Source organism: Agrococcus sp. AC640b, assembly GCF_979255995.1.
This window is the reverse complement of sequence record NZ_CEEDMM010000033.1, coordinates 6701-17659: the sequence shown is the minus strand read 5'-3', so window position 1 is coordinate 17659 and position 10959 is coordinate 6701. Positions and strand designations below refer to the sequence as shown.

Here is a 10959-nt window from a genome sequence, read left to right as displayed (position 1 = left end):
GGGCGGGCGGGCGCGCTGCCTGCCGGATCTCTCGGCGCCGGTCCGTCAGGCCGCGCCGGTGAGGCGCAGGAAGCCCGACAGCTGCGCGAGGCCGTCTGCCTTGTACGGCAGCGAGTCGGCGATGCGCGGCGAGAAGACGACGTACGACGACCACTGCGCGCGAGAGATCGCCACGTTCATGCGGTTGCGATCGAGCGCGAACTCGGGCCCGCGCGGCGCGTCGTCGGCGCTCGACGCCGTCGTCGACATGATCGCCACGACGGCCTCCTGCCCCTGGAAGCGGTCGACCGTGCCGACGCGCGTCGCGTGCAGCCCTGCCGCATCGAGCGCGCGCCGCAGCAGCGCGACCTGCGCGTTGTACGGGGCGACCACGATGACGTCGGCCGCCGTGAGCGGCCGCGGCTCGTCGGAGCGCGACGGGTCGAGCCACTCGCGACCGAGCTGCTCGTGCACGATGCGCACGACCACGGCCGCCTCCTCCGGCGACTCGACGCCGTTGCCGACGTGCTCGACGGGCACCGCGTGCACGCCGGGCGATCCTGCGAGCCTGCGCGCCGCCGCGACGGGTGCCGACGTCAGCTGCCCGTCGTACGACAGCGCGGAGACGGCCTCGCAGAGCACGGGGTGCATGCGCCACGACTGCGCCAGGAACACCCCGAAGCGGTCGGGCAGCACGTGGTCGTCGCCCGAGAGCCACCCGAGCGCCGAGCGGTCGATGGGCTCGGGATGCGTGCCCTGGCTCACCTGCGGCAGCTGCTGCGGGTCGCCGAGCAGCAGCAGGCGGTCGGCGGCGACGGAGCAGGCGATGGTGTTCGCGAGCGAGAACTGGCCGGCCTCGTCGATCACGAGCAGGTCGAGCGCATGCCTGGGCACCTGGTCGGCGTTCGCGAACGTCCACGCGGTGCCGCCGACGATGCGGCCACCGTCGCGCGCGAGGAACCCCACGACGTCGCGGGTCTCGAGCGGCGTGCCCGGCACGGTCGTCGCGCCGCTCCTGGGCTTCTTGCCGACGCGGTCCGCAGGCACGCCGAGGTCGATCGCCTGCTGCAGCAGGTGCTCGACGACGTCGTGCGACTGCGCGACGACGCCGATCTTCCATCCGCGCTGGGCGAGCGTGCGCAGCACCGTCGCGCCGACGTAGGTCTTGCCCGATCCCGGCGGCCCCTGCACGGCGAGGTACGAGCGATGCATGCCCTCGAGCGCGTGCACGATGCGCTCGGCGGGCACCACGGCGTCGACGGCGAGCAGTCCGCCGCGCACGCGAGGCGGCTCGCGCCGCAGCAGGTCGAGCGCGGCGTCGGCGATGGGCGTCTCGCTCGCGGCCACGTGCTCGCCCCACTCGAGGATCGCGGCGCGCTGCTTCGGCGTGGGGATGGGCCGCTGCGGCGTGAGCGCGAGCGGCAGCTGCGCCCAGCCCACGCCGTCGGCGGCCCGTTCGTCGAGCTCGACGGTCCAGGTGCCGGAGTCCTCGGTCGCGTCGACGACCTCGACGTCGCCGTGCGCGCGGTACGTCGCGCCGTCGTCGAGATCGCCGAACGGCGCCGGGCTGTCGTAGACGACGAACGGGCGATCGCCCGCGCCGAGCCGCGAGCCCGCCGCCATCGGCCCCACGAGCCGCAGCCGACGGCGCGGCTGCCTGGCCCGCGGCGGCGTGTGCCACCCCTCGACGACCTCGACGGCGACGTCGGCGGGCGCGAGCACGTCGCGCTGGTCGCGCCACAGCTCGATGTGGCCGTCGAGGCGCGCGAAGTGCTCGCCCCAGTAGGCGGTGTCCTCGCGCCGGTGGTACTCGACCGCCGCCGCGGCGAGGGCGACGGCCGCCTGGTCGTCGGTGCGCTCGAGCGCCGGCACGTGCGCGATCGACGCGCGCAGCCGAGCGTCGACGGCCTCCTCGCGCGCCTCGAGCCGCTCGGAGGCGGTGGACTCGACCACGATGCGTCGACGACGCGGCACTCCGGCGGCGTCGGCGAGCCCCACGAGCCAGTCGCGCAGGCCGGCCGTCGCCGCGCAGTCGTACTGGTTGTACTCGGCGATCTCGCCCAGCAGCGCATCCGCCTCGGCGGCGCGCCCCTCGCCGCGCAGCTCGCCGACGCGCTGGTAGGCGACGATCGACGCTCCGCCGTCCTTGACCTCGCTGTCGCGCAGCCGATCGCCCATGAAGAGCGGCTCGACCCGCTTGAGCGAGTACGACGACTCCGAGATGCGCACGGCGCCACGCACGATCGGGTAGAGGTCGACGAGCACGTCGTCGGCGAGCAGGTCGCGCACCTCGTCCTCGCGGATGCCGTGGCTCGCCGAGATCGACCGCAGGTGCGTGACCTCGTAGGGCGCGTAGTGGTACACGTGCAGCTCTGGCCACCGTCGCCGCCTGGCGGCGAGCCAGTCGAGGAACTGCTCGAGCGCCCTGCCCTCGGCGGCGAAGTCGTGGGCCCAGAACGGCGTGAACGCCTCTGCACCCGTGTCGTACGTCGTGGCGCCGAAGAGGTAGTCGATGCCCCAGTGCTCGCCGTCCCACCACAGCGGGTCGCCCTCGAAGTCGAAGAACACGTCGCCGGGGCTCGGCTCGGGCAGCCGCCCGAGCACGCGCGGCTCGAACACCTCGTGCAGCACGCCCGTCTCGGGGGCGGCGAGCTGCAGACGCGCCTGCACCCGCAGCGACGCGAGCGTGGCGTCGCCGACGCCGGCGACGGCTCCCGTCGCCGCCGCGAGGTCGTCGATCGTCGCGATGCCCGCCGCGCGCATCCGCTCGCGCTGCGTCACCCGCAGCCCCGCGACGAGCAGCAGGTCGCGCGTGCGCTCGACCTCGACCGTGCACGTCGCGCAGCGCCCGCACTGGCGGATGCCGGGCGTGTCCCACGCGATGGGCTCGGATGCAGCGCGGCGCTCGGCGAGCAGCGCTCGCATGCGACCCACGGCGCGCTCGAACACGGGCGCCACGTCGACCAGGCGGTGCGTCGTCGTCTCGCCGGTGCCGAGCATGAGGTGCACGTCGTCGTGCACGGGCACGCCCTCGCGCCGCAGCTCGAGCGCGTAGGCCGCGAGCTGCAGCAGCGCGGTCGTCTTCGCGCTGCGCGCGAGCTTCGCGTCGTACACGGCGTACGCCCACGCCCCGTCGGCGCGCTGCTCGCGCACGAGGAAGTCGGCGAAGCCCATGAAGCCCGTCGCCTCGTCGAGGAACGTCGCCTGGAAGACCACGTCGGCGCCGTCGCGCATCGCGGCGAGCGAGGCGTCCCTCGCCGCCGCGAGGCCGGCGAGCGACATGGGCTCCGGCCTGGCGATCTCGACGACGCGGTAGCCGGGCTCGCGAGCCGCTCGATCGCGGTACGCCTGCAGGATGCGCTCCTCGTGCGCGTCGCCGAGCGCCCCGGCGCGCGCGAGCATGGGATCGTCGGGCTCGTCGACCCGCTCGATGCGCCCCAGCCTCGCGTCGAGCGCGCGCAGCATCGCGAACTCGCACTCGCTCGCGGCCTTGAGGTCGCTCGCGCTGTGCAGCAGCAGACCTTCGCGCACGAACATGCTCGTCACGCTATCGGCGACCCCCGACGCATCCGCCGTGCGCCCTAGGCTGCCCGCATGCCGCACGTCGACATCCGCATCGCCCACGACGACGAGCTCGAGGCGACCGTCGCGCTCCGGTGGCGGTGGACGGCCGAGCGCGGCGACGACGTCGCGATCGACGAGCGCACGTTCGTCGCCGAGGCGGCCGCGTGGGCCCGAGCGCACGCGAGCACCCACATCCCGCACGTCGCGATCCTCGACGGCGAGGTCGTGGGGATGGCCTGGCTCGCGCTCACGCCACGCGTCGCGTCCGTGCACAGCCGAGAACGCATGAGCGGCGACCTGCAGTCCTGCTACGTCGTGCCGACGCTGCGCGGGCAGGGCATCGGCGGACGGCTCGTGCACGCGGTGCTCGCGACCGCGACCGAGCGGGGTGCCGAGCACGTCACGGTGCACACGAGCCCCGAGTCGACCGCGATGTACGAGCGCAACGGCTTCCGCCCCAGCGCGCGGCTGCTGTGGGCCCAGGGCGCCGGCGTCGAGCGCTGAGACGCCCCGCCCAGGTGCAGCGGCAGACCCGCCCTACCGCCGCGCGCGCGGGTGCGCCGTCGTGTACATGTCGCGCAGCGTGTCGGCCGTGACGCGCGTGTAGATCTGCGTCGTCGCGACGCTCGCGTGGCCCAGCAGCTCCTGCACGACGCGCACGTCCGCGCCGCCCTCGAGCAGATGCGTCGCGAACGAGTGGCGGAACGTGTGCGGCGAGACGTGCTCGAGCCCTGCGGCCTCGGCGACGTGCTGGATGATCGACCACGCGGCCTGCCGCGACAGCCGGCCTCCGCGTGCGCCCAGCAGCAGCGCCGGCCCTCCCCTGCCCTTCGTGGCGAGCACGGGCCGTGCACGCACGAGGTAGGCGTCGAGTGCGTCGCGCGCGTACGAGCCCACGGGCACGAGGCGCTGCTTGCCGCCCTTGCCCGTGAGGCGCAGCAGCTCCTCGTGCGCGTCGTCGACGTCGAGGTCGCACACCTCCGAGATGCGGGCGCCCGTCGCGTACAGCAGCTCCAGCAGCGCGCGGTCGCGCAGGCCCGTCTCGTCGTCGCCGCCCGCGTGCTCGAGGATGCGCTGCATCTGCGCGATCGTCACGGCCTTCGGCAACGGCATCGCCTGCTTCGGCGGGCGGTGGTCGTGGGCGACGTCGTGCTCGACGAGGCGCTCGTCGACGAGGAAGCGGTGCAGGCCGCGCACCGCCGACAGCTGCCTGGCGACGCTCGAGGCGGCGAGGCCGCGGTCGGCGAGGGATGCGTGGAACGCCTGCACGTCGCTCGCCTCGATCGCCGAGACCTCGTCGCGGCCCCTGGCACCCAGCACCGCGAGGTACCCGTCGAGGTCGCGCCGGTAGGCCGAGAGGGTGTGGCGCGCGAGCCCGCGCTCGATCGTCAGCTGCCGCAGGTAGCGGGCGACGGCGTCTGCGGGCCGCATCGGGTCGCGCTCAGCGCTCGGGACGCGCGGGGCGGTGCCAGTCGAACGGCACGTCGGCAGGCTGCGGCGCCGCGCCGCGAGCGCGCATCGCCTCGTAGGCGAGCACGGCCGTGAGCATCGTGGCGTTGTGCAGCCGCATCGTCAGGGCCGCGTCGACGACCTCGGCGCGCGGCACCCACCTGACCTCCATCTCGGCCTCCTCGTCGGTGCGGGCGAAGGCGTCGGGCGCGTCGGAGACGTCGGTCGCGAGGTAGATGCGCAGCATCTCGCTCGAGCCGCCGCCGGAGGTGGAGATGTCGCACAGCACGCCCCACGTGGCGGCGACGGTGTCGGTCTCCTCCGCGAGCTCGCGCTGCGCGCCGACGAGCGGATCCTCGCCCTCGACGTCGAGCAGCCCAGCGGGCAGCTCCCACATCGTCGCGCCCACGGGGTGCCGGTACTGGTGCACGAGCAGCACCTCGTCGCGGTCGTTGACGGCGAGCACGGCGACGGCGCCGGGATGGTCGAGCAGGTCGCGCACGATCGTCGTGCCCGATGCGAGCTCGACCGTGTGCCGCTCCACGTCCCACACCTTGCCGTGGAAGACGGTCTCGCGGTGCGCGACGGGCAGGCTGCCCAGCGCGTCCGCGATCACGCTGCGCTCTCGGCGGCGCCCTCGGCGTCGACGTCGAACAGCTTCGAGGCGCGCTGCCGATCGAGCGAGGCCTCCACGAGGCCGCGGAAGAGCGGGTGCGCGTGGTTCGGGCGGCTGCGCAGCTCCGGGTGCGCCTGCGTGGCGATGTAGTACGGGTGGCCAGGCACCTCGACGTACTCCACGAGGTGACCGTCCGGCGACGTGCCCGAGAAGGCCAGACCCGCGTCGCTCAGCTGCTCGCGGTAGTGGTTGTTCACCTCGTAGCGGTGCCGATGGCGCTCGTGCGACACGGGTGCGTCGTAGACGCGCTCCGCGAGGGAGCCGGGTGCGAGGGCCGCCTCGTAGAGGCCGAGGCGCATCGTGCCGCCCAGGTTGCCGCCGTGGATGTGGTCCTCCTGCTCCGCCATCGTGGCGATGACGGGGTGCGGGGTGTCCTCGTCGAACTCGCTCGACGACGCGCCCTCGATGCCTGCGACGTTGCGGGCGTACTCGATGACCATGCACTGCAGCCCCAGGCACAGCCCGAGCGTGGGAATGTCGTTCTCGCGGGCGAAGCGCAGCGCGCCGAGCTTGCCCTCGATGCCGCGCACGCCGAAGCCACCGGGCACGCAGATGCCGTCGACGTCCGAGAGCTGCTGCGCGGCGCCCTCGGGCGTCTCGCACAGGTCGGAGGCGACCCAGCGGATCTTCACGGCCGTCTGGTTGGCGAAGCCGCCCGCCTTGAGCGCCTCCGTGACCGACAGGTACGCATCCGGCAGGTCGATGTACTTGCCGACGAGCCCGATCGTCACCTCGTGGCGCGGGTGGTGCACGGCGTCGAGCACGGGCTGCCAGCGCGTCCAGTCCACGTCGCCGGCCTCGAGGCCGAGCTGCTCGATGATGTAGCCGTCGAGCCCCTGCTCGGTGAGCATCGTGGGGATGTCGTAGATCGAGGCCGCGTCGGTCGCGTTGACGACGGCGCGCTCGTCGACGTCGCACATGAGCGCGATCTTCGTGCGGTTCGACTCGCTCACGGGGCGGTCGGAGCGCAGCACGAGCGCGTCGGGCTGGATGCCGATGGAGCGCAGCGTGGCGACGGAGTGCTGCGTGGGCTTCGTCTTCTGCTCCCCCGAGGCTCCGAGGTAGGGCACGAGCGAGACGTGCACGAAGAACACGTTCTTGCGGCCGAGCTCGTGGCGCACCTGGCGTGCGGCCTCGATGAAGGGCTGGGATTCGATGTCGCCGACCGTGCCGCCGATCTCGGTGATGATGACGTCGGGCTGCGGGTCGTCCTCGGACTGCAGGCGCATGCGGCGCTTGATCTCGTCGGAGATGTGCGGGATGACCTGCACGGTGTCGCCGAGGTACTCGCCGCGGCGCTCGCGCTCGATGACGCGCGAGTAGATCTGCCCCGTCGTCACGTTCGCCGCCTGCGACAGCTCGATGTCGAGGAAGCGCTCGTAGTGCCCGATGTCGAGGTCGGTCTCGGCGCCGTCGTCGGTCACGAAGACCTCGCCGTGCTGGAACGGGTTCATCGTGCCCGGATCGACGTTGAGGTACGGATCCAGCTTCTGCATCACGACGTGGAGGCCACGAGCCGTGAGGAGGTTGCCGAGCGAGGCGGCGGTGAGCCCCTTGCCCAGCGACGAGACGACGCCGCCCGTCACGAAGATCTGCTTGGTCACACGCGTATCGATCGCCACGGACTCCTACGCTATCCGACGCGCGGTGCGAGTCGGTCAGCGACCCGCCTGCGGCGTGGCGTGGGCATCGGCGAGCAGCTCGGCGGCGTGCGCGAGGGCCGTGTCGGATGCGGTGCCCGCGAGCATGCGCGCGAGCTCCTCCACGCGTGCGTCGTCGTGCACCGTCTGCACGCTCGAGGCGGTGACGGAGCCGTCGGTGGCCTTCACGACTGTGATGTGGCGGTCGGCGAACGCGGCGACCTGCGCCAGATGCGTGACGACGATGACCTGCGCGTGCTGCGCGAGCGCCTTGAGGCGTCTGCCGATCTCGATGGCGGAGGCGCCGCCGACGCCGGCGTCGACCTCGTCGAACACGAACGTGGGCACGTCGTCGGCTGCGAGCGCCACCTCGAGCGCGAGCATGACGCGCGAGAGCTCGCCGCCGGATGCGGCCTTCGCGACCGGGCGTGGCTGGGCGCCCGGATGCGGTGCGAGCAGGATCGTCACGTCGTCGCGGCCGTGCTCGTGATGCTCGTCGCCGGGCTCGACGGCGATGCGCAGCCGCGCGTCGGGCATCGCGAGGGCGCGCAGCTCGACCTGCACGCGCTCCTCGAGCTCCGAGGCGGCGGCGGTGCGCAGCGCGCTCAGCCGCGTCGCGAGGGCGTCGGCAGCGTCGCGCTCGGCGGCGATGCGGGTCTCGAGCTCGACGGTGCGCTCGTCGTCGGCATCGAGCTCGACGAGGCGCAGCGCGCCGAGCCTGCCGTGCTCGAGTGCGGCCTCGATCGATCCGTGGCGGCGCACGACGGGTGCGAGTGCCGCGCGGCGCTCCTGGATCTCGTCGATCGGCCGCTCTGGCTGCTCGAGCGTGTCGGCGTACCGTGCGAGCTCGGTCGCCGCCTCCTGCACGGCGGCCTCGGCGTCGGTGAGCAGCGAGAGGGTCGTCGCGAGGGCCGGGTCGTCGCGCTCGCCGCGCTCGACGAGGCGCCTGGCGGCTCCGACGAGCGTCGTCGCGTCGACGCCGTCCTCGCCCGTGAGCGCCGTGTGCGCGTCGGCCACGAGCGCACGCAGCGACTCGACGTGCTCGAGGCGGTGCGCGAGCGCGTCGAGCTCTGCCTCCTCCCCCGGCTGCGGGTCGAGCGCCTCGAGCGCCTCGAGCTCGGTGCGCAGCTCGTCGGCCTCGCGGCGGCGCGCGTCGCGGTCGTCGACGATCGCCGTCAGCTCGCGCTCGGCGTCACGCCAGGCGCGCAGCCGTCCGCGGTAGTCGGCCAGCAGCGTCTCGAGCTCGGCGCCCGCGGCACGGTCGAGGGCGGCGAGCTGGGCGTGCGCGCCGCGCAGCCGCTGCTGGTCCGACTGCCCGTGCACGGCGACGAGGGCGTCCGCGAGCGCCTGCAGCGACGCGGCGGGCACGTTCGCGCCGCCGATCTGCGCGCGGCTGCGTCCCTCGCGCGACACCGAGCGGGCCACGAGCAGCTCACCCTCCTCGACGACGCCGCCCGCGTCGTCGACGATCTCGCGGTCGGTGGCGTCGTCGAGCATCCACACGCCCTGCACGGCTGCACGGTCGTCGCCTGCGCGGATGAGGCCGGCGTCGGCCCGCTGCCCGCGCAGCAGCGCGAGCGCCTGCACCACCATCGTCTTGCCCGCGCCCGTCTCGCCCGTGATGGCGGTGAAGCCCGGATGCAGCTCGAGCACGGCGTCGTCGATGACGCCGAGGCTGCGGATCGCGAGCTCCTCGATGCGCGTCCGCGTCACGAGCCGCTCCTGGCCGCGTCGCGCCACCCCTGCACCGGCAGCTCGAACTTCGCGACGAGGCGGTCGGCGAACGGTGCCCGGCTCAGTCGCGCCAGGCGCAGCGGCGTCGTCGAGCGGCGCGCCTCGACGCGCGCGCCCTGCGGCAGCTCGACCGAGCGACGCGAGTCGCACCACAGCACGGCCTCGCTCGTCGAGTGCGGCGAGATCGTGACGGCCATGACCGACTCGGGCGCGACGACGAGCGGACGCGTGAACAGCGCGTGCGCGCCCAGCGGCACCATGAGCATCGCCTCGGCCGTCGGCCACACGATGGGGCCGCCCGCCGAGAACGAGTAGGCGGTGGATCCCGTGGGGGTCGCCAGCAGCACGGCGTCGGTGCCGAACGACGAGATGGGGCGTGCGTCGACCTCGAGCAGCACCTCGATCATGCGCCCCGCGCCGTGCTTCTCGATCGCCGCCTCGTTGACGGCCCACGTGCGGGCGACCTCGCGGCCGTCGATGACGACGCGCACGTCGAGCGTGAGCCTCGACTCGACGTCGTAGTCGCCTGCGACGGCGCGGTCGACGACGGCCTGCACGTCGGCGACCTCCGCCTCGGCGAGGAATCCGACGTGCCCCATGTTGATGCCCAGCAGCGGCGCCGTCATCAATCGCTGCAGCTCCGCGGCGCGCAGGATGGTGCCGTCGCCGCCGAACGTGACCATGAGCTCGATCTCGTCGGTCGCGTCGGGGTCGAAGGTCGCGACGACGTCTGCCTCGGGGGCGTGCGCGACGAGCGCGGCGCGCTCGTCGGCGAGCAGCACGGGCGTGACCCCGGCGTCGAGCAGGCGACGGCACACGCTCGACGCGGTGCGCAGCGTCTCGTCGCGGCCCGGGTGGAAGACGACGAGGAAGCGTCGATCGCCCATGTGCCCTCCCTCGACTGGCATGCGTGCTGCCATTGTGTCGGATGCGTCGATCATGCGTCGCCGGTTGCGCTGCGGGCGAGCGCGTCGGCGGTCTCCGCGTGCTGCTCGGGGTGCGCGGCGCCGGCGCGCAGGTGCGCGAGGTACTCGCGGTTGCCGTGCGTGCCGACGACGGGGCTCGCGGCGAGCCCTGCCGTGCCGAGGCCGACGTCCCACGCAGCGTCGAGCACCTGGCGGATCGCGTCGGCCCGAGCATCCGGGTCGTCGACGATGCCGCCGCGCACGCGGCCGCGGCCGACCTCGAACTGCGGCTTCACGAGCACGACCCAGTCGGCGTCCTCCGCCGCGACGGCGCGCACCGGCGGCAGCACGTGCCGCAGCGAGATGAACGACACGTCGGCGACGACGAGGGAGGGCTGCGGCGACATCGGCGGCTGCAGGTCGCGCACGTTGACGCCCTCGAGCAGCGTGATGCGCTCGTCGAGCGGCACCTGGAACTGCCCGTGGCCGACGTCGAGCGCCGTGACGTGGCGGGCGCCGCGTGCGAGCAGCACCTGCGTGAACCCGCCGGTCGAGGCGCCGACGTCGAGCGCGTCGCGCCCGGCAGGGTCGACGGCGAACGCGTCGAGCGCCGCGAGCAGCTTGCCTGCCGCCCTGCTGACCCAGCCGTCGTCGACGACGTCGATGCGGGCATCCGGGCGCACGGGCTCCGACGCCTTCGTCGCGGTGCGACCGTCGACGGACACGGCGCCCGCTGCCACGAGCCTGCCGGCATGCGTGCGGCTGCGGGCGAGGCCGCGAGCGGCGAGCGCCTGGTCGAGCCGCTGCGAGCCGCCTGCCGCCTGGGTGGCGTCGGTCACGAGCCCGACAGCGCCGCCTCGAGCCGGTCGTGCACCGCGGCGAACGCCTCGGCGCGACGCTCGAGCGGCTGCTCCTCGATGAGCTCGAGCTCGTCGAGGAGGTCGGCGCTGGTGTCGTCGGTCACGCCAACGAGGCTACCGGCGGGGGGGGGGGGGGGGGGGGGGGGGGGGGG

At 73.9% G+C, this 10959-nt stretch carries 9 protein-coding genes; 1 reads left to right on the top strand and 8 read right to left on the bottom strand.

Annotation, left to right across the window (positions count from 1 at the left end; genetic code table 11):
- Positions 1–45: 45 nt before the first annotated feature.
- Positions 46–3516, bottom strand: coding sequence for a TM0106 family RecB-like putative nuclease (locus ACZ6H8_RS13520; RefSeq protein WP_464147403.1), 3471 nt, complete (start codon positions 3514–3516; stop codon positions 46–48).
- 57 nt (positions 3517–3573) lie between these two features.
- On the opposite strand from ACZ6H8_RS13520, the gene ACZ6H8_RS13515 reads away from it, so the two are divergent.
- Positions 3574–4047 carry a GNAT family N-acetyltransferase gene (locus ACZ6H8_RS13515; protein WP_464147402.1) on the top strand — a complete coding sequence of 158 codons (474 nt, stop codon included), beginning with the start codon at positions 3574–3576 and terminating at the stop codon, positions 4045–4047.
- A 33-nt stretch (positions 4048–4080) separates the two neighbouring features.
- Here ACZ6H8_RS13515 and xerD read toward each other — a convergent pair whose 3' ends face one another.
- Genes xerD through ACZ6H8_RS13480 form a run of 7 tightly spaced genes read right to left on the bottom strand, consistent with a single transcriptional unit; the run spans position 4081 to position 10911 of the window.
- The gene (gene xerD / locus ACZ6H8_RS13510) at positions 4081–4974 is read right to left on the bottom strand and encodes a site-specific tyrosine recombinase XerD (RefSeq protein WP_464147401.1); all 894 of its coding nucleotides are present in this window, start codon (positions 4972–4974) and stop codon (positions 4081–4083) included.
- 10 nt (positions 4975–4984) lie between these two features.
- Positions 4985–5608, bottom strand: coding sequence for an NUDIX domain-containing protein (locus tag ACZ6H8_RS13505; RefSeq protein WP_464147399.1), 624 nt, complete (start codon positions 5606–5608; stop codon positions 4985–4987).
- On the bottom strand, positions 5605–7272 hold the full coding sequence (locus ACZ6H8_RS13500; RefSeq protein ID WP_464147398.1) for a CTP synthase: 1668 nt from the start codon (positions 7270–7272) through the stop codon (positions 5605–5607). Before ACZ6H8_RS13500 ends, ACZ6H8_RS13505 begins: the two co-directional genes overlap by 4 nt.
- A gap of 54 nt (positions 7273–7326) precedes the next feature.
- Positions 7327–9021, bottom strand: a complete 1695-nt coding sequence (gene recN, locus ACZ6H8_RS13495; RefSeq protein WP_464147397.1) for a DNA repair protein RecN — start codon at positions 9019–9021, stop codon at positions 7327–7329.
- Positions 9018–9929 (bottom strand): NAD kinase, encoded by a 912-nt coding sequence (locus tag ACZ6H8_RS13490; protein WP_464147396.1) that lies wholly within the window; start codon positions 9927–9929, stop codon positions 9018–9020. Before ACZ6H8_RS13490 ends, recN begins: the two co-directional genes overlap by 4 nt.
- Before the next feature lie 50 nt (positions 9930–9979).
- The gene (locus ACZ6H8_RS13485; protein ID WP_464147395.1) at positions 9980–10786 is read right to left on the bottom strand and encodes a TlyA family RNA methyltransferase; all 807 of its coding nucleotides are present in this window, start codon (positions 10784–10786) and stop codon (positions 9980–9982) included.
- Positions 10783–10911: a hypothetical protein gene (locus tag ACZ6H8_RS13480; protein WP_464147394.1), complete on the bottom strand. Its 129-nt coding sequence runs from the start codon at positions 10909–10911 to the stop codon at positions 10783–10785. The genes ACZ6H8_RS13485 and ACZ6H8_RS13480 overlap by 4 nt, the downstream gene beginning before the upstream one ends.
- Between the last annotated feature and the right edge of the window lie 48 nt (positions 10912–10959).

Coding starts and splice junctions, on each gene's coding strand:
- ACZ6H8_RS13520 (WP_464147403.1), bottom strand. CDS start 3,516: ATGTTCGTGCGCGAAGGTCTGCTGCTGCACAGCGCGAGCGACCTCAAG.
- ACZ6H8_RS13515 (WP_464147402.1), top strand. CDS start 3,574: ATGCCGCACGTCGACATCCGCATCGCCCACGACGACGAGCTCGAGGCG.
- xerD (WP_464147401.1), bottom strand. CDS start 4,974: ATGCGGCCCGCAGACGCCGTCGCCCGCTACCTGCGGCAGCTGACGATC.
- ACZ6H8_RS13490 (WP_464147396.1), bottom strand. CDS start 9,929: ATGGGCGATCGACGCTTCCTCGTCGTCTTCCACCCGGGCCGCGACGAG.